The 23,207-nt window shown below is 47.7% G+C and carries 24 protein-coding genes; 10 read left to right on the top strand and 14 right to left on the bottom strand.

What is annotated here, in order from left to right; all coding sequences use genetic code 11:
* The first annotated feature begins 29 nt into the window (after positions 1-29).
* Positions 30-635: a hypothetical protein gene (locus ACZGCQ_RS13860; protein WP_481266616.1), complete on the top strand. Its 606-nt coding sequence runs from the start codon at positions 30-32 to the stop codon at positions 633-635.
* Between the two features lie 62 nt (positions 636-697).
* Here ACZGCQ_RS13860 and ACZGCQ_RS13855 read toward each other — a convergent pair whose 3' ends face one another.
* The 3 genes from ACZGCQ_RS13855 to ACZGCQ_RS13845 form a co-directional block, all read right to left on the bottom strand.
* Positions 698-1,291, bottom strand: a complete 594-nt coding sequence (locus ACZGCQ_RS13855) for a metallophosphoesterase family protein (RefSeq protein ID WP_481266615.1) — start codon at positions 1,289-1,291, stop codon at positions 698-700.
* A gap of 77 nt (positions 1,292-1,368) precedes the next feature.
* Positions 1,369-1,782 carry a carboxymuconolactone decarboxylase family protein gene (locus ACZGCQ_RS13850; protein WP_023469674.1) on the bottom strand — a complete coding sequence of 138 codons (414 nt, stop codon included), beginning with the start codon at positions 1,780-1,782 and terminating at the stop codon, positions 1,369-1,371.
* 91 nt (positions 1,783-1,873) lie between these two features.
* Positions 1,874-2,752: a LysR family transcriptional regulator gene (locus tag ACZGCQ_RS13845; protein ID WP_481266614.1), complete on the bottom strand. Its 879-nt coding sequence runs from the start codon at positions 2,750-2,752 to the stop codon at positions 1,874-1,876.
* 121 nt (positions 2,753-2,873) lie between these two features.
* Between ACZGCQ_RS13845 and ACZGCQ_RS13840 the strand changes: the two genes are divergently transcribed.
* Positions 2,874-3,659 (top strand): 3-hydroxybutyrate dehydrogenase, encoded by a 786-nt coding sequence (locus ACZGCQ_RS13840; RefSeq protein WP_029342884.1) that lies wholly within the window; start codon positions 2,874-2,876, stop codon positions 3,657-3,659.
* A 113-nt stretch (positions 3,660-3,772) separates the two neighbouring features.
* On the opposite strand, the gene ACZGCQ_RS13835 is transcribed toward ACZGCQ_RS13840, so the two are convergent.
* A complete protein-coding gene (locus tag ACZGCQ_RS13835; protein WP_023469671.1) occupies positions 3,773-4,267 on the bottom strand; it encodes a YajQ family cyclic di-GMP-binding protein in 495 nt (164 codons plus the stop codon).
* 111 nt (positions 4,268-4,378) lie between these two features.
* On the opposite strand from ACZGCQ_RS13835, the gene pulA reads away from it, so the two are divergent.
* Together pulA and ACZGCQ_RS13825 are read left to right on the top strand one after the other, a co-directional pair.
* Entirely contained in the window at positions 4,379-6,385 is a 2,007-nt protein-coding gene (gene pulA, locus ACZGCQ_RS13830; protein ID WP_481266613.1) for a type I pullulanase, read from the top strand.
* A gap of 182 nt (positions 6,386-6,567) precedes the next feature.
* Complete coding sequence (locus ACZGCQ_RS13825; RefSeq protein WP_029342882.1) at positions 6,568-7,050, top strand: site-2 protease family protein; 483 nt, start codon at positions 6,568-6,570, stop codon at positions 7,048-7,050.
* Between the two features lie 46 nt (positions 7,051-7,096).
* Here ACZGCQ_RS13825 and ACZGCQ_RS13820 read toward each other — a convergent pair whose 3' ends face one another.
* Positions 7,097-7,270 carry a YycC family protein gene (locus ACZGCQ_RS13820; RefSeq protein WP_023469668.1) on the bottom strand — a complete coding sequence of 58 codons (174 nt, stop codon included), beginning with the start codon at positions 7,268-7,270 and terminating at the stop codon, positions 7,097-7,099.
* A 115-nt stretch (positions 7,271-7,385) separates the two neighbouring features.
* Between ACZGCQ_RS13820 and ACZGCQ_RS13815 the strand changes: the two genes are divergently transcribed.
* The 3 genes from ACZGCQ_RS13815 (at position 7,386) to ACZGCQ_RS13805 (ending at position 11,549) form a co-directional block, all read left to right on the top strand.
* Positions 7,386-8,180 carry a hypothetical protein gene (locus ACZGCQ_RS13815; RefSeq protein ID WP_481266612.1) on the top strand — a complete coding sequence of 265 codons (795 nt, stop codon included), beginning with the start codon at positions 7,386-7,388 and terminating at the stop codon, positions 8,178-8,180.
* A 70-nt stretch (positions 8,181-8,250) separates the two neighbouring features.
* Entirely contained in the window at positions 8,251-10,341 is a 2,091-nt protein-coding gene (locus ACZGCQ_RS13810; protein WP_481266611.1) for an MMPL family transporter, read from the top strand.
* A gap of 92 nt (positions 10,342-10,433) precedes the next feature.
* On the top strand, positions 10,434-11,549 hold the full coding sequence (locus ACZGCQ_RS13805) for an NADH-dependent flavin oxidoreductase (protein ID WP_481266610.1): 1,116 nt from the start codon (positions 10,434-10,436) through the stop codon (positions 11,547-11,549).
* A gap of 52 nt (positions 11,550-11,601) precedes the next feature.
* Here ACZGCQ_RS13805 and ACZGCQ_RS13800 read toward each other — a convergent pair whose 3' ends face one another.
* From ACZGCQ_RS13800 to ACZGCQ_RS13765, 8 genes are all read right to left on the bottom strand, one after another.
* Positions 11,602-12,168 carry a 3'-5' exonuclease gene (locus ACZGCQ_RS13800; protein WP_053452136.1) on the bottom strand — a complete coding sequence of 189 codons (567 nt, stop codon included), beginning with the start codon at positions 12,166-12,168 and terminating at the stop codon, positions 11,602-11,604.
* Positions 12,169-12,276: 108 nt separating this feature from the next.
* Positions 12,277-13,665 carry an MATE family efflux transporter gene (locus ACZGCQ_RS13795; RefSeq protein WP_481266609.1) on the bottom strand — a complete coding sequence of 463 codons (1,389 nt, stop codon included), beginning with the start codon at positions 13,663-13,665 and terminating at the stop codon, positions 12,277-12,279.
* A gap of 150 nt (positions 13,666-13,815) precedes the next feature.
* Positions 13,816-14,889, bottom strand: coding sequence for a site-2 protease family protein (locus ACZGCQ_RS13790; protein WP_029342876.1), 1,074 nt, complete (start codon positions 14,887-14,889; stop codon positions 13,816-13,818).
* 67 nt (positions 14,890-14,956) lie between these two features.
* Positions 14,957-16,228, bottom strand: coding sequence for a sensor histidine kinase (locus ACZGCQ_RS13785; RefSeq protein ID WP_029342875.1), 1,272 nt, complete (start codon positions 16,226-16,228; stop codon positions 14,957-14,959).
* Positions 16,225-16,908 carry a response regulator transcription factor gene (locus ACZGCQ_RS13780; protein WP_481266608.1) on the bottom strand — a complete coding sequence of 228 codons (684 nt, stop codon included), beginning with the start codon at positions 16,906-16,908 and terminating at the stop codon, positions 16,225-16,227. Before ACZGCQ_RS13780 ends, ACZGCQ_RS13785 begins: the two co-directional genes overlap by 4 nt.
* Before the next feature lie 19 nt (positions 16,909-16,927).
* Complete coding sequence (locus ACZGCQ_RS13775; RefSeq protein ID WP_481266607.1) at positions 16,928-17,812, bottom strand: hypothetical protein; 885 nt, start codon at positions 17,810-17,812, stop codon at positions 16,928-16,930.
* 97 nt (positions 17,813-17,909) lie between these two features.
* Positions 17,910-18,461 carry a maltose acetyltransferase domain-containing protein gene (locus tag ACZGCQ_RS13770; protein ID WP_432238431.1) on the bottom strand — a complete coding sequence of 184 codons (552 nt, stop codon included), beginning with the start codon at positions 18,459-18,461 and terminating at the stop codon, positions 17,910-17,912.
* Positions 18,462-18,583: 122 nt separating this feature from the next.
* Positions 18,584-19,468: an SDR family oxidoreductase gene (locus ACZGCQ_RS13765; RefSeq protein ID WP_481266606.1), complete on the bottom strand. Its 885-nt coding sequence runs from the start codon at positions 19,466-19,468 to the stop codon at positions 18,584-18,586.
* Positions 19,469-19,599: 131 nt separating this feature from the next.
* On the opposite strand from ACZGCQ_RS13765, the gene ACZGCQ_RS13760 reads away from it, so the two are divergent.
* The gene (locus tag ACZGCQ_RS13760) at positions 19,600-20,061 is read left to right on the top strand and encodes a VOC family protein (protein ID WP_069940075.1); all 462 of its coding nucleotides are present in this window, start codon (positions 19,600-19,602) and stop codon (positions 20,059-20,061) included.
* Between the two features lie 63 nt (positions 20,062-20,124).
* Here ACZGCQ_RS13760 and ACZGCQ_RS13755 read toward each other — a convergent pair whose 3' ends face one another.
* Positions 20,125-21,474, bottom strand: coding sequence for an FAD-dependent oxidoreductase (locus ACZGCQ_RS13755; RefSeq protein WP_214729028.1), 1,350 nt, complete (start codon positions 21,472-21,474; stop codon positions 20,125-20,127).
* A 410-nt stretch (positions 21,475-21,884) separates the two neighbouring features.
* Between ACZGCQ_RS13755 and ACZGCQ_RS13750 the strand changes: the two genes are divergently transcribed.
* Together ACZGCQ_RS13750 and ACZGCQ_RS13745 are read left to right on the top strand one after the other, a co-directional pair.
* Positions 21,885-22,502, top strand: coding sequence for a YitT family protein (locus ACZGCQ_RS13750; protein ID WP_064300662.1), 618 nt, complete (start codon positions 21,885-21,887; stop codon positions 22,500-22,502).
* Positions 22,503-22,601: 99 nt separating this feature from the next.
* A complete protein-coding gene (locus ACZGCQ_RS13745) occupies positions 22,602-23,168 on the top strand; it encodes a GNAT family N-acetyltransferase (protein ID WP_350469031.1) in 567 nt (188 codons plus the stop codon).
* Positions 23,169-23,207 lie beyond the last annotated feature (39 nt).

Here is a 23,207-nt window from a genome sequence, read left to right as displayed (position 1 = left end):
ACCAATCCACGAATAAGAAGAGGTAGATTATGAAGACTGAGACGAAAGAACGATTACAGCAAGCTGCTTCACAGATGAAGCAGGAGCCTTTGGCAGAAACGGTCGCCTTCATGGCTGATTTTCACGGGAAAGTCGCGGCTTGGTTACCGGGAGAGTCTGTCGATTTCGTTCACGATTTCGTGACGGCGCCGGAAGCAGAGTTGATTGCTCCGATCGAAGGAGACGCATTACGGACGAAAGACAATTTTGAATTCTTCATGCGCAAGAAACAGACACGGAAAAAACTAGGTGAACTGTTGACGCTTTGGAAGTCGGCACGCACGACAGAGACATTGAGTCAGATCGATGCGATCGGATTGAAGAAGTGGCTCGCTCGTAATGAATTCCGTTCGGAAGACAAGCCGTGGGATTATTTGAACCGTCTGCACGTTCTGCTGTTCCTTGATTTGATGACGACGATCATCGACGATCATCAATTGACGAGTCTGCATGAGCAACTGGTTGGTACGACACCGGTTCCGACGAGCTTCGTACGTCGGCAAGGGGATGTCCGTCAAGTCATCGAAGCATTCGTGGAAGAAACGAACTTCACACAAGTAGATGTCGTCAAGGCATCACTTGTCCGGTATCTCTGATCAATAGGATGCACGAACAAAAGCCGTCGAGCCCTGTGCCCGACGGCTTTTGTCGTATCTTCTTACTTCGCCTGATGGAACACGATCGATTGTTGTTCTGAATCGTAAAGACACCATTCCCGTTCGAACACGACGGGACCCAGATTGACAGCATATTGTTTTCCTTTGATGGATAAAGTTTGACCTAGTGGGCTCGGTTTGGCGATGCCATTTCGAAACAATCCTCTGATGTGACTATGACCAAAAAAGAGTAATGGTTCACGTTGCTGTGACAGATCGGGTTGAAAATCCCGAGACCAATTCAATTGGTCTCCATGAATCAATAATGCCCCCTCGATGCGTTGTTTTCGCGGGCAATCGCGTAACGCATCGATGACAGGAGAGAGATGTGGTGGAACGAGCGACAGGATCCGTTCTTCTTGATTACCAAGTAAACTCTTAAAATCAATCAGGTCTAAAAAAGCATCATCGAGCGTCACGACAAGGGAGAGCGATTCAAAAGAATAGCGCTTCGCTCGCTTTTTACCGACATGGCATTCATGAATATCACCGAGACAAAACAAATGCGCATCGGGAGCGAGTCGCCGTATGTCAGCTAAGACAGCCGCTGTGTCAGCTACTGAGCTGTGAAGATCCGCAAAAAGGGCATAACGCATAATCGACCACTCCTTTCGTTAAGGAGATACCCGAAAATGCGTCATGCCCATCTTTTTTCAATCAAGTCGTACGTGTTTTATTCAGTTTCGACTGTGACGCCACGTTCTGCGAAGACGACTTTTGCGACTTCGAGTGCGTTTAAGACACGTGGGAATCCAGTGTAAGGAACAAGGTGCATGATAGCTTCGACAATTTCGTTTCCTGTCAAACCAGCTGTCAATCCAGTATTGATGTGAAGAGCGAGCTGTGGTTCTGTACCTTGTGTGACGAGAGAAGCGATTGTGACGATTGCGCGGTCACGATTGACGAGACCATCGCGGCTGTAAACTTCACCGTATGCGAAATCCGTGATCCACTCACCGACTGCTGGAGCGATATCTTTCAGGGATTCAGAGATTTTATCATGCGTAGATTGTGCGGCGTTTGCGTCTGTGAATTCGCTGAGTTTTTTTACGCCTGTTTCGTGACGTGATTCAAAATGAGTTGCCATGGTAGAGGACTTCCTTTCTTTTCTAACGATGTTCTTATCGTAAAGGAGGAAATACCATTCTACAAATACATGGTTTTTATGAAAGGTATGCTTATTTGGAATACATATCACTGACGAATTGAATCCATTTCCGCGTCACGTACGATTGATAGCGACCGGTCGGAACGGCGATTCCTAAGTGCCACGGCACTCGTGTTTTAAGCGGGATCGTTTTGACACCACGAATCGAAAAACGATTAGCGATTGAACGTGGAAGGACGGTCACGGCATTTCCTTCTGCGACGAGTAAACATAAGAAGTCCCACTGTGAGCTCACCCGAGACACGTTAGGTGTAAATCCGGCATCTTGGCAGGCGTTCAAGACGACATCGTGAAGCGAGAACGTTTCATTAAACAAGACAAACGGCATGTCGGCGACTTCTTCTAACGCAATCATCGACCGATCGGCGAGTGGATGATCATTTGGTAAAAACAAATGCAATTCCTCTTCGATAAAGGGATGTGTCGTTAAATGCTCATCCGAAGGCAACACCGTTGCGATCAAATCGACTTCACCGGCGACGACCGCTTTTTCTAACGCATGTCCACCGGCTTCAATCAATTCGATTTGGATCATCGGATACATTTCCTCAAAACGGCGCAATAGACCTGGGAAAAACAGCGAACCGATCAGTGGGGGAACACCGAGACGGATCGTTCCTTTCGTCAAATGCATGACATCATAGAGGTGAGAAGGCAAATCAGATAACTGACGTAGAATCTTTTCACCTTCGATCAATAAGGTCTCACCGGCATCCGTCAAGACGATTTGTCGTTTACTCCGATCGAACAATTCCATCTCAAGTTCTTCTTCTAAATGACGGACCATTTTACTGAGTGTCGGTTGCGTGACATGGAGATGTTCAGCGGCACGAGTGAAGCTTTTGAAGCGTGCTACTTCCGTAAAGTATTCCAATTGGCGGAAATCCATCAGTATTCTCCTATTCTTTTGAGTTATAGATGTCATAACAAGTATTCATTTTTATTATTCTTTCAATCAGCGTACAGTAAAGAGACCGAACACGTAAAGATAAAGAAAGAAGGAATCAATCATGATGAAACAACTTGAAGGAAAAGTCGCGTTAATTACAGGAGCAGCAAGTGGAATCGGGCTTGAGATCGCTGAAGAATTCGCTCAAGAAGGCGCTAAGGTCGTCATCGTCGATCTTCAAGAAGAAGCCGCAAAACGCTCTGCTGAAACACTTCGTGAAAAAGGCTTCGATGCATTTGCCGTCGCAGGTGACGTGACGAATGAAGAGGCGATCAAATCAAGTATCGAACAGACTGTCGCGCATTACGGAACGATCGATATCGTCATCAACAATGCAGGAATGCAACACGTCTCACCAATCGAAGAGTTCTCGACTGAGAAATTCGACTTGCTTCAAAGCATCATGCTTCGTGCACCGTTCCTCTATACGAAATACGTCTTCCCGATCATGAAAAAACAAGGCTCTGGACGAATCTTGAACATGTCATCGATCAACGGATTGATTGGTTTTGCAGGGAAAGCTGCTTATAACAGTGCGAAACACGGCGTCATCGGTTTAACGAAAGTCGCAGCATTAGAAGGGGCAACTTCAGGTATCACGGTCAACGCGATTTGCCCAGGCTATGTCGATACACCACTCGTCCAAAACCAATTGTCTTCGCTCGCTGAAACACGGAATGTACCACTCGAACGTGTATTAGAAGAAGTCATCTATCCACTTGTCCCGCAACAACGTTTACTCCAAGTCAAAGAAATCGCGGATTACGCTATTTTCCTTGCAAGTGACAAAGCAGCAGGTGTCACGGGGCAAGCTGTCGTTCTCGATGGTGGTTACACAGCGCAATAAACAACACTTTAAATTAAATGAAGGGAGGTACTTTTTGGATACGATCCAGAAAGCACCTCCCTTTTTTGTTTGATCGACTGAACATGAACGTTCAGCCGATTGATGAGAATCGATTAACGGAAGTTAATGAACTGCACGTCGACTGATAACGGAAGCTCACGAACGATTTGCATGACTTGTTGTAGGTCGTCACGTGATTTACCTGTGACACGGATTTGGTCATCTTGAATCTGTGTCTTCACTTTTAATTTCGATTCCTTGACGGCATTGTTGATCTTTTTCGCGTCGTCACGGTCGATTCCACTTTTCAGAATGACGCGTTGACGAACTGTATTCCCTGCAGCCTGCTCGACTTTTTCGTACTGCAGGTTTTTGGTCGGAACTTCGCGCTTAATCAATTTTGCTGTTAAGACATCTTTGACTTGATCGAGTTTGAAATCGTCATCTGAGATTAGAATCAAATCCTCTTTTTCGAGCTTCATGTCGCTCTTTGAACCTTTGAAGTCGAAGCGATTCGTGATTTCCTTCAGTGCGATCTGGACGGCGTTCTTGACTTCCTCGATGTTGATTTGTGACACGATATCAAATGAATTATCTTTTGCTGCCATGTTAATCTCCCCTTTCATTCCACTCTCTATTTTAGAGAGGAATACCGGAAGCGTCCACTGCTTTGAAATTTTGTTATAATAAAAACCATGAAATGAAAGGGGTGCTTAGCTTTGAAACAAACAGCAGACATGTTGACGCTCACACCGCAAGAACTGGATGAGCGATTTGCCTATAGTGGAAATGATTTAGGAGCGACTTTCTCAGAGACAGCGATTCGCGTGCGCTTGTGGGCGCCGACGGCAGAACGTGTCGTGATTCGTCTCTATAAGACATTACGCGCACGAAAAGTCGAAGAGGTCGAGATGATGGCAGGCGAACGGGGAACATACGTCGTTGAACTCGATCGAGCGGCATATGAAGGTTATTTCTATACGTTTCAAGCGAGCATCAACGGACAAAAGGTCGAGGCAGTCGATCCGTATGCGAAAGCCGTCGGAACGAACGGAAAACGCGGTGCGCTGATTGACCCGACAAGTGTGACACCAGAACGATGGATTGAAGAACGCCCACTGTTCCATTCTTCGCAAGACGCAGTTGTTTATGAACTACACGTACGCGATGCAACGAGTCATCCGGCTAGTGGTGTCGTCGCACGTGGTACATTCGCTGGACTGACGGAAGCAGGAACACGGACACCAAATGGTGGATTAACAGGACTTGATTATTTAGCGGATCTCGGTGTGACGCATGTCCAGTTATTGCCGATCTACGATTTTGGCTCAGTCAATGAGGCAGCGCCGAACGACCCGGATAACTATAACTGGGGATATGACCCGGTGAACTACTTTGCGCCGGAAGGTTCGTACTCGTCAAATCCGGATGATCCAAGAACGCGGATCCTTGAATTAAAACAATTGGTTCAGGCGTTACATGACCGTGGGATCCGTGTCATCATGGACGTCGTCTTCAATCATACGTATGATGCGGCAACGGTTCCGCTCGGTCAGTTCGTTCCTGGCTACTTCTATCGTCAAGAGGCGGATGGTAGTCTCTCGAACGGTAGTTTCTGTGGAAATGATACGGCGTCTGAACGTCTGATGATGCGGAAGTTCATTCTTGATTGTGTGACGTACTGGGCGAAAGAGTATCATCTGGACGGTTTCCGATTTGATTTGATGGGACTGCATGATGTCGAAACGATGAATCAGGTGCGTCATGCACTCGATCGCATTGATCCGTCGATTCTGATCATTGGTGAAGGCTGGGATCTCGATACGCCGCTTGATCCGGAAGAAAAAGCGAACTATTTCAACGCACCGAAGATGCCAGGAATCGCGCATTTCAATAACGGCTTACGGGACGGGGTCAAAGGCGACGTTCAAACACCAGAAGATCGTGGTTTCATCAGTGGTGCATTCGACCGGACGAGTGAAGTCAAACGGGGAATCGCTGGTAACGTCTCTTCGCAAGGGTTTGCCGATGAACCGAATCAGGTCGTCTCGTACGTCGAGGCTCATGATGATTTGACGATTTGGGATAAATTAACGGTATCTCGTCCAGAGGACACGGAGGAGATTCGTCGGAAACGACAAATGCTCGCGAATGCGATCATCTTGACGGGACAAGGCATTCCTTTCCTTCATGCCGGACAAGAGTTCTTCCGGACGAAGGACGGGATTCGTGACAGCTTCAATGCAGGAGAGGTTGTCAATCGTCTTGACTATGAACGGGCGGAAACAGAGCGTCCAGCAGTCGAATACGTCAAAGGATTGATTGCCCTTCGTCGGCAATATCCGATGTTCCGTCTCGCAAACGCAGCGCTGATCAAAAAACATCTGCGTTTCCTGGAAGAAGGAGAAGGCGTCATTGCCTTTGAACTGAAGCGCACCTATGAAGGATACGTCGAACGGCAACGTGTCTATCATAATGCGACGGAAGAGGATGTCACGATTGAATTGCCAAGTGGTGAATTCGAGGTATTAGTGGAGTCGGGTGCTGTTAAGTTGCACGCACCACGGTTGCATGAAGAGAAACAGTTGGTCGTCCAAGCATTGACGACGACGGTCATCGCCGAACGAAAAGCGGACTACAAGAAATATGCGGTAGCAGGTGGTGCAGCACTGACGATCATTGGATTGTTGTATGCAGCGAACAAACGTCGAAAGAAAACCGATTAACTATAGAAGGACGAAGCGCAGGATGGCTTCGTCCTTTTTTTCGTGGATGACAAACCGATGTCACCCTGTCATGCAATTGACTTGCGAAAAATCATCAAAAGATTGTTTGAAGAGGCATCTTTCGGGAAAAATCTATATGTAGTATCTAAGATGTTGTTTTAAAGTGAGAGGGTGTACGTAGTATGTTCGGTTTCGGTGATTTATGGAAATTCTTTTTATCGTTCTTTTTACTTTTGCCTATCGTGACATTGATTCATGAGATGGGGCATTACTTTTTTGCCCGATTATTCGGTGGAAACATGGAAATCAATATTGGGTCAGGAAAATCGTTGCTTCGTGTCGGTCCAATCCGCTTGAATCGTATCTATTTCTGGGATGGCTGGTGTCAATATGAGGCATTACGCAATGAGTCGAAATTCGCTAACATACTCGTTTATGCTGGCGGATCGATCGCAAACTTGGTGAGTATCTTAGTCGTGAACGGTCTCATTTATGCCGGTGTATTCGAGGCATCGATCTTTACCTACCAATTTGCATATTTCTCATTTTATTTCGTCTTTTTCTCACTCTTCCCGATCGATCACCCGAATGGTTATCCGAGCGATGGGAAAGCGATCATCAATGTCTTCCGCTACGGGAAATCGGATTATCATCCACAATCCTAAACGAAGATTAAAGCCTCTTTCCATCGTTGGAATAGAGGCTTTTTACTCAAGATTCTGATTCGCTAGACGAATCAGATTCCGTTTTCGCTTGTTCCTGTTCGAGTTCAACGAGCTTTTGAATCAGGATATGGCGTGGCATATGCATTAACTGCTCAAGTGGTACGTTCAGACGTTTTGCGAGTTCGACAGCCGTCTCTGCTGATAATTGTAAAGGTTTCATCGTGTTCGTCCTCCTTTTTCCATGAAGTTAGTATAACAGGAGGTGCAAGCCGAGCGCATCAATAGTAGCGAGAAACCGAGAAGGTTGATACCGTATGAAGTAGGAAGTGATGCATATGTATAAACCTGCTGCAGAGCTGTTACTCCATGAATCCGTCTCACTGTTCGATCGAATCGGGGAGGATTTGCTTCTTTTTCGAGATCGCCACGGATTTATGAAATGTGATGCGGATTTAAGACCACTATGGGAAACAGCATGTGCGTATGTTCCATTCTCCTGGTACATTGAGCCAGGCGGTGGACGATTGTTCATCGTATTTGAAGAGTCAGCTTATTTTGGTTTATTGGATTTAGAGCAAGGGCATTTAGATTATATCGAGCGACCCGCTGCTTTTTCCGAAGCATGGTTCAGTAATTTATTCTTGTGGCAAGACGATGAGATCTTCCTGTACACGGCAGAAACAGACGTCATCTGTGTGAACGTTCAAACAGGGGACTGGCGGTACTCAAATTATGAAGAGGCGCCACTGTTCGGACGCTTAGTGGAGCGAGGATATGATACACGTTTGACGTTCGAACGATTCATCGCACCTACGACGATTATCTCCTATGATGATCTAAAAGAACGGTATGTGATTTGGGACGCTGCGACGGATCAGGAATCGATCATTCCTTTTTCGGATTACGCGGAGTATTCACTCGTTGATCACCGGCACCAATTGTTTTCGATCACCGATTCATCTCGTTTTTACTTGTATGAGAAGAGTCAGCTGAAATATAAGTTCGAGGGATGTCATTCCTCCGTTTTACTCAAAAGTGTGTTACTCGATGAAGAGGCGCGACGTCTTGCGATCGTGTCGACATCGGCGACATTCGGCAACACATGGGTTCAAATTTTTCAAAAGACGTAATGAAACATCCTTTTCGCTTTTCAGCAAGAAGGATGTTTTTTGTACGTTTTATACAGAAAGGGGACGCATCATGGAACGGCTTGGTCATCTGATGAGTACGTATTTTCGAGGAGTGTTGATTGTTTGGGCAATCCTGCTCGTCGTGCTTGGATATTTCGCTTATCAACTACCCGATCGGCTAGAAGGAAACGGATTTACGCGTGACGGTGATTTTCAACGCGTCGAGACCGTACTCGATCAAGACTTCGGTCAGGATCCGCATACGATCATCGTTCTATTTGAAAATCAAGAGAATCTACAACAAACGATGGTGGAACATGTCGAGCGCTTCCGTGATATTAATGGCGTCGGAAACGTCACTGGTCCCGTCGAAAATCCGCGAGCGATTCGGGACGATAAGGGGTACGTGACGGTCGGTGTACCGACACTTGATGCGAAATGGGCAGCTGCAGTCACGCGTCAATTGGATGACACTGGAACAATTCGACTGACCGGTGAACCGGTCGTCGTCGATGATTTGAATACAGCGTCCAAAAATGACCTCATCCGGGCTGAGTTGATTGGAATTCCGGCAGCATTGATCGTCTTGCTACTCGTTTTTGGTACACCGGTTGCGGCGATTTTGCCGTTGATCATGGGTCTCGTTACTTTTATCTTTGGTGCCGGTGTTCTGTATTTCGTTGCCGGACAACAAGAGTTATCAATCTTCGTCTTGAATGCGGTCGCGATGATTTCGCTTGCGCTCGGAATTGATTTTTCGTTGTTATACGTCAATCGATTTCGCGAAGAACGGCAGGACGGACAAGATATTCGGAAAGCAGCAATCCGTTCGGTCGAGACGGCAGGACGTTCGATTTTATTTTCCGGAATCTGTGTCTTCGTCGGACTCGCTGGATTGTTATTGATTGATGTGGATGTCTTCCGTGCTGTTGCGATCGGTACGCTCGTCTCGGTCCTCGGGGCAGTCATCAGTGCGTTGACACTGCTGCCGGCACTATTGATCGTCTTCGGGAAGGTGCTAGAGAAAGGGCGACTCTTCCGGCAACGAGCCGGTCGTAGTGAAGATCGTTGGCGGCGCCTCGCTCGTTTCGTCATGAAGCGGCCGGTCGCAGTCACGATTCTATCTTTATTACTTCTTTTGCCTTGTTTATTGCCGTTACGTGACTTGACGTTGAATATTCCGCAAGCGACTGCTTTACCAGAGTCGTATCCATCGCGTCTCGCTTTTGAGTCGTGGGAAAAAACATTTGGAAACGATGGAACAGATGCCGTCCTCATCTTGTCTGCCGATCCTGCGTCAGAGGTGGGACGAGAAAAAATCGAAGACGTGACGATTCGACTCGAGTCAGATCCTGAGGTGCGTTCCGTCGTATCCGCCGCAACGATTGCCGAACAGCAACAAGTGCCGCTCGAGCAGTTAGTCGCTGTTCCCGCCGGACGCGATGCACTGAAGCCATTTCTGTCAGAGAACGATCAAGCACGGATCGACGTCAATTTAAAAGGGGATCCGGGGGATGCTGCTTCGCAAGACTGGGTGCGAAAGATGCAAGCGGACGGTTATCTTGTCGGGGGACCGGCAGCCTTCAACCAGGAAATTTATGATGCCATTGAATCGAAACTCCCACTGGCAGTCGGTGTCGTCGTCTTGGCGACATTCATCATCCTGCTGATTGCGTTCCGGTCCATCTTGATCCCCATCAAGGCGATTCTGATGAATTTGCTTAGTCTAGGAGCGACATTCGGATTACTCGTCATCTTGTTCGAGTCCGGCGCAGTTCTTCCGCAGGAGACGATTGGTATTCTGACACCGGTCTTCATCTTCTCACTCGTCTTTGGTTTATCGATGGATTATGAAGTGTTCCTCGTCTCGCGAATGGAAGAGTATTATGACGAGACAGGCGATAACGATTACGCGACCGAGATGGGGCTTGCGAAGACGAGTAAAATCATTACGTCTGCTGCCTTGATCATGATCGTCGTCACTGGAGCGTTTGCCTTCACGGGCGTCAGTCCAATTAAACAACTTGGCGTCGGTATCGCGCTTGCGATATTTATTGATGCTACGATTGTCCGGATGTTACTCGTCCCCGCACTGATGAAACTATTTGGTCACTGGAACTGGTGGTGGCCGGGTGGTCGTCGTAAAGCGATCCGCAAGTGACACATCGCGTAAGCACATCAGTAGCTATTCAGAGGAAGACGAGCGTATACTGTCGATATTCAATTCAAGAAATTAGAGGAGGCACTTCACTCATGGCAACTCAAGCAATGTTTGAACCATTTACATTACCAAACGGTGTGACGCTGAAAAACCGCGTCTTGATGGCACCGATGACGAACTATGCAGCACAAGAGAACGGCGAAGTATCGGATGCGGAACTCGCGTACTATGCAGAACGTTCAGGCGGCGTCAGTGCGGTCATTACAGCATGTGCGAACGTCACAGCAGACGGTCAAGGATTCCCGAATGAGTTCGGTGCGCATCGTGACGATCTCGTTCCAAGTCTGAAGCGACTCGCAAAAACGATTCAAGATAAAGGCGCAAAAGCGATCTTACAAATCTTCCACGCTGGTCGTATGGCACCACCAGAACTCGTCGGTGGGCAAACAGTCAGTGCAAGTGCTGTCGCACCCGTACGTGAAGGGGCAATGACACCTCGTGCGCTAGAGGCGGAAGAAGTTGAAGCGATCGTTGAAGCATTCGGTCAAGCGACACGTCGTGCGATGGAAGCTGGATTTGATGGTGTTGAGATTCACGGTGCGAACACGTACTTGATTCAACAATTCTTCTCATCACACTCAAACCGTCGCGAAGACAAATGGGGCGGTAGCTTAGAAAAACGTCTCGCCTTCCCATTAGCGGTCGTGGATGCAGTCGAAGCTGTCGCGAAACAAGATCCTTCGTTCATCGTCGGATACCGTTTCTCTCCAGAAGAGATCGAAAATCCAGGAATCACACTCGATGACACGATGCGTCTCGTCGATGAGCTGGCGAAAAAAGATCTCGATTACTTGCACGTTTCCGTGATGGACTTCTTCGCAGGTTCGATTCGTGACGAAAATGAAACGACATCACCAATCACACTCGTTCAAGAACGGGTTGGCGAACAAGTACCTGTCATCGGTGTCGGATCGCTTCACACAGCGGACGAAGTCGAACAAGGTTTGGCTGTCGTTCCAATGATCGCTCTCGGTCGTGAGCTGATCATGGAACCGAAGTGGGTTGAAAAAGTCGAAGCGGGTGATCTTGCGTCAATCCGGACAGAACTTGATCCAGAAGCACAAGCAGAACTCGTCGTTCCAGATGCATTATGGGCAGGCATCACAAGTCGTCCAGGCTGGTTCCCAATCAAACAAACAAGCAAATAATTGAACACCATCAAAAAGCACTCTAGATCTCATGTCTAGAGTGCTTTTTTGTTTAATAGGCAACCTGTCCCATCCGAACGCCACAGAATGTATGCAAGGTGACCGGATCCTGTAGATTCGTTCGTTCCAACATATCGTTTAAGAGTAGGGCGCAGACGTAAGCATCTTCTTTCGCGTCATGATGTTGAAAAGAGACGTTGAGGAATTCTGCCATCGTATTCAATCGATGGTTCGGCAACCATGGATACAGTTTGCGGGATAATTTGACCGTGCAGCCGTACGTGAAAGCGGGCATCTGGTACATATCGTATTTTTGAATCGCTTTCTGAAGCGCCCCCATATCAAATGATGCATTATGGGCAACGACCAGTTGAGCACCTGCGATTAAATCGTATAAGCCATGTGCTTCCATCGCTTCAGGTAACGTCGGTGCATCGAAGACATCACTCGGACGAATTCCATGAACCCGGATGTTTCCGGCATCGAAGTTCTCTTCTGGATTGATTAAGACCTGTTTACTCTCCGTGACGCGACCGTTGGAGAGAACGGACCAACCAAACGCACAAATGCTTCGGCTATTCCGATTTGCCGTTTCAAAGTCAATCGCTAATGTATACATGCAGCAGGCTCCTTTCTGTCATTCACTAGTAACAGAATACATGTTCGTATTATAGAAGTCCATCAAAAAAGACCATCTGCAAGGCAGACGATCTTAAATCCATTCCAGTCACTTCGCGGTGGCGACTTTTTGTTCCTCTGCGACGTATTCCTCCGGTTTAAATAACAGAACGCGATCTTTATAGGCAAAGACAAGGGCTGTCAAGACAGCCATCGCATCAGCGATCGGGAAAGCGAACCAGACACCATTGACACCGAAGAACAGGGGCAAGATCAGAACGAGTGGAATCGTATATAACGTTTGGCGTGACAAGGACAAGAATAAAGCGACTTTTGCTTTAGCGAGCGATTGATACATCCCGTTGATAATCATTTGAATTCCATAGACGAACGATAGAGCGAATAAGATACGCATCGCACTCGAGCCTTCCTGTAGAAGTGTCGTTTCTTCCGTGAACAAGCCGACCCAAAAACGAGGGAACAATTGAATCAGTAACCACAAGCTAATCGATAACGATAAGCCATAACGGATTGCGAGCTTAATGGCAAGCGACATCCGGCTAAATTGCCGAGAACCGAAATTATACCCGACGATTGGTTGCATCCCTTGCACGATCCCCATGATCGGCATACCGACGAGCGCCATGAACTTATTGATGACCGCAAACGTCGCTAGTTCTGTCGTACCCCCGTACCGGACGAGCATATGGTTGACGGTGATGAACAGAATCGATTGGGAGACTTGCATGATGAACGACGATGATCCGATTTGCATCATCCGAAACGTTAAACGGAAATCGGGTTTGAAAGCATTTCGATCGAGTGTTAACCCCGTTTGCCGACGTTTCGTAAAGAAGAATCGGAAAACAAGTGCAGCACCGACGATTTGCGCAACAACTGTTCCGAGTGCAGCACCTTGAATGCCCCAATCAAGACCAAAGATGAACAGGGGGGTCAAGACGATGTTGATCGCAACCGTCGTCAGCATGACGCGCATCTGATAGTTCGCACGTCCTTCTGCGCGGAGCATCGCACTTGACGCCATCGTCAACATGAAGAAAGGAGATCCGATCAAGAGGACGCGTAAGAAATCGATACTATACGGCATGATCTCATCTGTCGCTCCAAAGAGACGAAGTAACGGTTCGACGAAGATGAAAGCACTGATGATAGCGAGCATACTGATGAAGAAAACCGCGATTAAGACGTTTGCATAAGCACGACTAGCACCATCCGTTTGTTTTTGACCGAGCCGTTGTGATGCAATTGCAGCACCCCCGATCCCGATCGAGTTGGCGATTGCCATCAATACGAGCTGGACGGGGAAAGCGATTCCGACGGCGGCGACGGCAGCTGTACCGATGCCTTGGGCGACAAAAATCGTATCGACGATATTGTAGAGTGCCGTGACGAGCATCCCGACCATTGCCGGTAAGGAGAGACTAAGTAAGAGCTGATTGACAGGTGCCTCACCCAGGCGGGCAGTGTTTTTATTCATGGAAGGAGAGCCTCCTTTTTTAGACAAGTGGTAAGTAGGGTTTTACTCAGAGTAGTCGCTTCTTTGACGAGATGCAAGAAATCACTCTATTCAATGTGTTTGTTCCATGAAAAAAGGATGCGCCATGAAGCGCATCCGATAGAACTAAATTTAAGATGGTGTAGGCAAGTACCCTTTCGAGTACTCAAAAGCAATGAATAAAATGGCGCCGAGCGCCAAGTAAGCGAGAAGCGTGATCGTTTGTTGTTTTTTCGGCATCTGGTGATACTGGACTGACTCTTCAGCGAGTCGGAGCGGTTCAATCCGCTGATCGATTCGACGCAACAATGCATCGTAGTCGTTCGCAGCATCATATTGATACCGTAACAGATCGTCGGCTTCCTGACGTGCCTCTTCCGGACTCGCTTGTCGCAAATCCTGTAAATCGAGACGAAGCGACCAAGCAATCGGATCGTACGTACTTTCGACCGTTTGTTCTTCCTCCACTTCCGGTGCAAGAGCGACTTCAGCGTTTGCACGTTCTTGCTCCGCTTTTGCGCGCAAGACGCGTTCGCGTGCAGCACGGTAAAGCATCAAGGTCGATCGGTTCTCTTCGTATTGTTTTGCGAACTTATACCGTTTCCAGACAGCACTGCCGCCGAAGAAAGCAATCAAGAGCAGAATCAGGCTGAAGTTCGTGATGCCGTAAGCAATCAAGGCAGCAAGACCCGCAACCCAGACGATGATCGGAAGTCCCGCAAGAATCCGTCCACCGTCAAGCGGACTGACAGGAAGTAGGTTGAAGAGATTCAATAGAGCCCCGAGGTGGAAGATGACGAGCCAGAAGTCATTTCCGGTCACGGCATATCCAATCGCAAGCGGAATCAGGGACAAGAGACCCGCGAGTGGTCCACCGTACGCAAGAATCGCTTCTTGTTTTGGTGTCCGGAACGTATCTTTGATCCCGATGACAGCTCCCATGAAGGGTACGAAAATCGCAGGACCCGTTTTAAAACCGAGTCGTTTAGCGGCGAGTAGATGTCCCATCTCATGAATGAATAGGAGATAAAGCAATCCGACCCCGAACCAGACGCCAAATACTTGAGCGTAAAAGAGAAGCGAAACTCCAAACGAAATCAGAGTGCCTCCAAACTTCGAAAATTTCAATAAGGCAAGGATGACCTTTCCTTTTGTTAAGAGAAAGGCGCCGGCAACAGCAAGCCCACCCCAACGTTTTTTAGCCATCGTGAAATTCCTTCTTTCATCATGTGACGTTCTTCCTTAAGTGTACGACACAAATGTAGAAAAAGTTTCATTTAGACTGCTCGGGAATTAGATAGAAACAACTACCATCTGGCTGACGCGCTTCACTACCGACCTGAAAATGATGTGTCGTTGCAAGCGCAGCAGCAATCGACAATCCGAGTCCACTTCCTGAACGGTCGCGTGCTGTATCGAGTCGGTAAAACCGATCGAATAACCGGGCACGTTCTTCGTCCGTTAGAGATGTTCCTCGGTCAAGAACAGTCAGACGTTCTTGACGAAGATGCAATTCGGGTGAAGTGGCATACTTCAGGGCATTATCGATATAAATCGTCAAGATGCGTAACACCGCTTCGCGATTCGCCCGAATCGTCCCAGAGGCATCAACAGGGATGATCGTTCCTGTCGCATGATACATCCGATCGGCGAGTTCGCTACCAAGTTCCGCTAAGTCGATCGCTTCGACAGATGTTTCCTCATAACCGAGACGCGACAATTCAAGCATGGGTTCAATCAATGTCGTCCGCATCGCGTGCGTCTCCTGCAAGATGTGTTCAATCGATTCATCGAGGACGTCCGGCTTCGTTTTGCCCCAACGTTTTAACAATTGGGTATAGCCCTCGATGACCGTCAATGGTGTCTTCATCTCATGTGAGACATCGGCGACGAACTGCCGTTGTTGTTCCATCGTCTGATCGACACGACCAATCATCTGGTTGAAGACGCGACCGAGGCGACCGATCTCATCATCGCGTTCGGTCTGCACGGTCTCAAGCGTACCGGAAGACGAAATCCGTTGCATCGTATCATTCAGTTGCCTGAGCGGGCGGAGCGTCTGATACGCAATCCAGAAGCTACTGATGAACGCGATGACGATGCCAACGACCAACACGATGGTGAAGGTCAAGACGAGTGTCGAGACCGTATCATCGACGCTCTCATCTTCGAACAAATAAGCTTGATCCTGATGGACGATACCGAACCAATCGCCAGACTTGAATGGATCATTCGAACGCGGAATACCGGGGAGGTCACTCGCTTGTACGTCTCCGTTAACGGTAGAAGAGTCATCACCATCTTCATCGTTTGAAATGACCCATCGTCCATCTTCGTTCGATAAGACGACGGAATCTTCATGAAGCGTCAGCAATGCCCGGACCGATGAATCATCCTCCATCAATTCCTCTGCTTGTTCAAGCTGAGTATAACGGGATTCAATCAGGTGACTTCGAACGACAAGGGTGACGACGATGAACGAAAGGAGTAACAAGAGTGTCGTAAAGGCGGTGACGGATAAAGCAAGTTTCGTTCGAAGCTTCATGGCGTCGCCTCCCGTAGCACATACCCAACTCCACGAACGGTCTGGATCAAAGCAGGAGGGTGGGCATCGACTTTTTTGCGAAGATAGCGGATGTAGACGTCGACGATATTCGTCTCACCGAAGTAATCGTATCCCCAGACGCGATTTAAGATTTGTTCGCGTGTCAGGACATGTTCCTTGTTTTCGAGTAAATACGTCAAAAGTTCGAACTCACGTGGTGTCAAATCGAGTCGTAATTCATCGCGAAATGCTTCATGTCGATCAAGATCGAGTACAAGATCGGCGAACTGTAACGTGCGCGATGCGTTATTCGTTGAAGTCGGAGTACGGAGTAACGCCCGGATCCGGGCAAGGAGTTCCTCCATCTCGAACGGTTTCGTCACGTAATCATTCGCACCAAGATCGAGTCCTGCGACCTTATCGTAGACTTCCCCACGTGCTGTGAGCATAATGACGGGGACGTGAATGCCTTTCCCACGGAGCCTGCGCAACACCTCGAAGCCGCTCAGCTCCGGCATCATCACGTCGAGTAAGACGAGATCAACCGAATGCTCAGCGGCAGCGAGACCATCTTTTCCGTTGGGGGCGACACGTGTCGCGTACCCGGCATATTGGAGTTCGAGTTCAAGGAGACGTGCGATTTTTGCATCGTCCTCAACGATTAAGATGGTGGTTGGCATAAACATCCTCCTTTAATGATCATTCATCGATTTCTGTTACTTCGTCTGACGCGTTCAACTCAAGTTTGACGGAACCACCGACTCGGACGTCATCATCTTGCTCCATGTTCGATGCACGAGAGTACGATTTTTGCGCACCATTCTGTTCGATTATGATCTCTTGATTCGTTATTTTAGCGAGTGTGCCGCGGACTTCTTGTTCCCGTGCATCGTCACGGTCTTCGTCGCGTGTAGCATTACGATCCTCGTCGTCATCTTCGCGATCAAGCTCACGGACTTGACCGTCTGCATTCAATTCGATTTTCACGATATCCCCGGATTTCGCAGCGTCGCGTTCCGCACGATCCGCAATCGCGTAGACAGTCTCTTGTCCATCTTGTTCAAGTGTCAATTCACTTTGTGATAGGGTACGAAGGATGCCGTATCGTTCATTCGCATCATCTGATGAATCATCTGAGCGATTGCCATCGTCCTCTCGGTCATTCCGATCATCTTGATCTTCTCGCTCGAGTTCTGTGATTTGCTGATTCGCATTCAAATCGATTTTAACCCAATCGCCTTCTTGCACGGCTTCGCGTTCGACTGACGATGCAAAGTCAAACGTCCGAGATTCACCGTTGACGTCGATCGTCATCGAACGATCCGATAGTTTCTGCAATATGCCTTCGATTTCCTGATCGTCACGCATGGAAGCAGGAAGCTTTTGTTCGACTTGGCGCGAAGCAGCTTCGACTTTTTGCTCTGCCTGCTGTGAAGTGGTGACCGTCGAGTTGACGAGAGAGTGTCCCGGACCTGTGAAGAGTAGGAACGCGCCGGCTCCTGTTAAGACTGTACCCGTTACGGCAAGTGTAGCGATTCCTTTTTTGAAGCGTTTATTCCCTTTATCTGTTCGTTTTTCAGTCATGATGATGTCCTCCTTTAGTAGTGGCTGTTGTTCTTATACATAGAATAACCAGACCACGTGAAAGGAAGCTGAGGAACAGATTAGAATTTGATGAGAATTAGATTGTTTTAATGATTCGGGCGGGATTTCCACCGACGACGCTGTTTGCTGGTACATCCTTGACAACGACACTACCTGAGGCGATGACAGCATTATCTCCGATTGTCACACCGGGATTGATGACCGCACGTCCACCGATCCAGACATTATTGCCGATGACAACCGGTTTTCCGAATTCATAACCACTATTGCGTTCGACAGGATCGAGTGGGTGAGTCGCGGTATAGATATGTACTCCTGGAGCAAGCATGCAGTTATCGCCAATCGTAATCGGACAAATATCGAGCAAGACACAGTCGTAGTTGGCATAAAAGCGAGCCCCTAACGTGATGTTATAGCCGTAGTCACATTTAAAGGTCGGTTCGATGTAAAAGTCAGCTTGCTCTGTCCGGAATAATTGTTGAAGAAGTGCCTTCCGTTTCGCACCATCATGGACACTCAATTGATTAAACTCATGGCAGAGCGATTGTGCCCGGATGCGGTCAGCCACGAGTTCCGGATCTTGTGCTAAGTAAAGTTCCCCTTGAATCATCTTTTCTTTTTCAGTCATCTGATTCACTCCTTCATCGTTATTACTCTCATTAGACTAAATGGTACCTCGTGATGCAACTGATATCCCGTTAACACACACGAAAACAGGATAGCCGAAGCTATCCTGTCGAGATTCAATCCTTATGCCAATTCGATTCCGCCTGTGACACCATAGATTTGCGCCGTGACGTAACTCGCAGCGTCTGAAGCGAGGAAGACATACACATCTGACAGTTCGACCGGTTGACCACTGCGTTTCAGTGGTGTTTCCTGTCCGAACTCTGGAATGTTCTCGCTCGGTTGACCACCCGAGATTTGAAGCGGTGTCCAAATCGGACCAGGTGCGACGGAATTGACACGGATTCCTTTTGGTGCGACTTGCTTAGCGAGTCCACGCGTGAACCCGTTGATAGCAAACTTCGTTGAAGCATAATCCAAGAGGTTTGCACTTGGGTTATATCCTTGAACGGATGTCGTCGTGATGATTGAAGCCCCCTCCTTCAAGAATGGCAGGGCTGCTTTGACGACCCAGAAAAGGGAGAAGACATTAATTTCGTATGTCTTACGTAATTGCTCCGTCGACAGGTCGAGAATATCTTCGACGGCTTGTTGTTTACCAGCGACAAGTGCCAAAATGTCGAGTCCACCGAGTGATTCGTGGGCTTCTTTAATGAGTTGCTGACAGAACGCTTCATCACTTAAATCACCAGGTAAAAGATATGCTTTTTGTCCTGCTGCTTCAACGAGTGCTTTGACTTCTTCTGCATCCTGTTGTTCTTCCGGTAAGTAGTTGAGGACGATATCAGCCCCTTCACGAGCATAGGCGATGGCTGCTGCTCGGCCGATGCCGGAGTCGCCACCCGTAATCAGTGCTTTTTTGCCGATTAATTTGCCAGAGCCTTTATAACTCTCTTCGCCACAATCGGGAACAGGTTCCATTTTTGCTTGAACCGCTGGTGCGTCCTGATATTGTTTTGGAAAATCGTCATTGAAGTATTGTGTTAACGGATTTTTCGATGCAGCCATGTAAACATTCCTCCTGAAAGTTGGTTTTGGTATAGGTTGTATGTTCCCTCAACAGGTCGGATTAAACGTTTCTGATGGTAGTAAATTTGGAAATTGATGGTTTACACTAGAAAAAGAGGAGTGTGAAGAAGATGATTGCTGGACTGTATGAAGCCCATTTACCGGTTAAAGAACTCGAACGATCGATTGTCTTTTACGAAAAATTGGGTCTTGCATGTGCGTTCCGAAATGAACGCGTCGCTTTCTTTTGGATCGAACACGGTAAGAGTTGGTTAGGACTATGGAAAGCCGGTCAAGTCGAGTTACCGTATCATCCATCGATTCGACATGTAGCGTTTCGAATGGAGCAAGAAAATATCGATAAAGCACAGGACTGGTTAAAGGAGAGAGGCATTACCGTTCGATCCGCCTTTGGTGTAACGGCAGCTGATCAACCGCTTGTTCTTGATAACCATCCACATGCGCACGCAGCAATCTACTTCGAGGATCCAGATGGCAATTCGCTCGAATTGATCGCACCGTTACGCTTTGACATGGAAACAGTGAATGGCACGATGCCGTATCATGACTGGCAAGAAGTATACGAAAAATGAATGAGAATAAACGAAAACAAGCAACGGATGATCCGTTGCTTGTTTTATTTATCTGTGATTCGTTTAAACACGAGCAGATTGGCGCTCGTTCATCGCTTGTAGAGCTGCTTGGTTCAGCAAGTTCCAAGGTTTGTTGTAGTGCGGTTGGAAGAAGAAGTCGACGAAAGCGAGCTCTTCAAGTGTCATATCATTTTGAATCGCGACAGAAAGTGTGTTCATCGCTTGTGTCAAATCCACTTTCGAGATAATTTGTGCACCGACGACACGATGAGTTTCCGTCTCGAAGACGAGTTTCAATTGGACGTCTTCTGCTGTTGGCATGAACTCTGGGCGATACGCATCTGTGACCGTCGTGCTGCTCACTTCAAGTCCGAACAACGGTGCCGCTTCTTCTGTCAAACCAGTCGACGCAATGTTCAGATCATATAGGCGAAGACCCGATGTGCCTTGTGTTCCTTGGTAACGAATCTTTGGTGCGCGTAAGTTTTTACCGATCAATGTTCCCATCCGGACAGCATTTGTTGCAAGTGGGATATAGGCATGTGTCCGAGCTGGATTGTAATAGACGGCACAGCTGTCACCAGCAGCAAAGATGTTCGGGTTGCTCGTCCGCATGTAATCGTCAACGATGATGGCACCGTTCGGTAGCATGTCGACTTGACCTTTTAAGAGTTCCGTACTTGGGCGGAAACCGACACAGAGAATGACGAGATCCGTTTCGAACGTTCCTTTGTCTGTCACGACGTGTGTCACAGCACCGTTTTCTCCTTTGAAGCTTTGGACGGTTTGTCCGAGTTCGAGGCGAATACCGCGGTCTGTCAATTCACGTTCGATGACGTCAGTGAATGAGCGGTCGAGGTATTTGTTGAGAATGCGATCCGCACTGTCGATGAACGTGACGTCTTTTCCGTATGCTTCAAACGCTTCAACGAGTTCAGCACCAATATATCCTGCACCAACGACGGTGATCCGTTGTGCATCTGTCGCTTTTTCAATGATTGTTTGAGCGTGGTGATAGTTTTTACAAAGCTCGATTTGATTCAACTCGATGCCAGGAAGCATCGGAATGATTGGCCATGATCCTGTCGTCATGATGAGTTTATCGTACGTATCGTGAACGACTTCACCAGTCATGAGGTTTTTCGCAACGATCGTTTGGCGTTCACTATCGATTTCAAGCACATCATGTTTCAGACGCATCTCAGCGCCGAGTTCAGCGAGTTCACTTGGTGATGAGTAGAAAAGTGATTCCGCATGTTTGACGACACCACCGACGTGAAGCGCGATTCCACAAGAGAGAAACGATACATTGTCATTCCGCTCATAAACGGTGATCTCGACGTCTTGTTGTGAAGCGAGTTCTTTGACTGCTGCTGTTCCTGCGTGTGTACATCCGATGACTGCTACTTTCATGGGTAAAGTCTCCTTTGTGTTTTGTTTGTGATAAATATCACATTCATTTGATATACTTAGTGTAATCCTTCACAAGGTCGTTTTCAAGTAGTTTGTTCAATGTTGAGCATAATCTTGTCTAAATTGTGAATGAGTGAGCAAAACTGTTTGGATTATGTGAAGAATGCGTAAAACTGTTTTAGTTACTGAAATTCGGGTTATAATGAAAGTAGATTTTTAATGAAGGGGTGGAAACCGATGGATACCGAGAGGACCAATCATCTATTCAGCTTACCTGATTTTTAGCAGTACCGGTCATAACGAACAGACGGTAATGGCTTATAAAAATCAGGGAGAGCGAAAATAGATGAATACCCAAACGGGACGTATAAAACCTCTCCCACGATGTAAACGGGAGAGGACAATAAAACATGAAACGAATCGCAACCATCTTAACCGGAACGCTCATCATGGCGTTTGGTTACTACACATTGAATGAACAGTTCGGATTAGCAGAAGGCGGCTTCATCGGATTATCGTTGCTAGGTCGATACTTTTTTGATATCAATCCTTCAATTTCGATGATCGTGCTCGATATTCCATTTTTCATTGGTGCTTTGTATTTCAAAGGAAAACGCTTTGTCAGTGAAGCGTTACTTTCAGCAGGTGCGTTATCAGTCTTTTATGAAATGTGGCACCGACTTGATTTGTTCCACTTTCCAGAACAGGCTTGGCCAGCGACGCTCATCGCAGCGATTGCTAGCGGAATCGTGACCGGATATGGTCTCGGACTTGTTTTGAAAAGTGGAGCGGCAACAGGTGGGGACGACCTGCTATCGATGGGACTCAGCAAACTGACAGGTCTATCGATCGGAACAATCTTGTTCGGACTCGACGCCATCGTGTTAGTCATCTCACTCGTCTATCTGCCGCTCAGCTTAACGTTATATACGTTACTAGCTGTAGCGATCGCTGGACGTGTCGTTGCTGTCATGACACGGGAGCCTGTCATCGTACCGGCACCAGTCGTACAAAAAGTCACGCAGTGAAACGAATGAATGTCCAAAAAAATCATGTATCGGATTCGACATCGTCGAGTCCGATTTTTCAGGTTTATTGATTAGAAAAATTCAAAGGAGAACGACTAGATGATTCGACAAGCATATGCTTCAGAAGCACAACAGATTGCCCCGTTGATTGAGCAAGCAATTCATGAGATTGCTGAGACACTGACGGGAACGACAAAGCGGGAGGAAGTTTTAGATCGACTCGCGTACTTCGTCGCTGAAACAGGAAACCGACTGAGCCATGAGAACATCCTCGTGAAAATCATCGAGGGTGAAGTAGCGGGCATCGTGATCGCTTATGCCGGAACGGATGCCGAACAACTCGACGAACCGATCAAAGCACAACTGAAACGTTGGACGGGGCGCGATGTCCAGATTGATGTCGAGACGGAAGGTCCGGTCTATTACCTGGATACTTTATCGGTTGACGCGCGTCATGGCGGAAAAGGAATTGGTACGGAACTGCTTCAGGCAGCGGCGGAAGAGGGCGAGAAACGAGGACTACGAGCGTTCACCTTAAACGCTGATCAAACGAATGCCGGGGCACAGCGTCTGTATCGTCGTCTCGGCTTCGAACCAGTCCGGACGATTGAAATTAGCGGCGGTACCTTTGATTATATGGAACGTCGTTACGATACGCAGCAATGAAAAAAACCATGTCGATTTCCACGATGTCATTCGGGAATC

The sequence above is a fragment of the Exiguobacterium sp. HSB13 genome (assembly GCF_056764755.1).
Note: the sequence above shows the minus strand (reverse complement) of the source record. Positions and strands in the feature narration are given on the sequence as shown.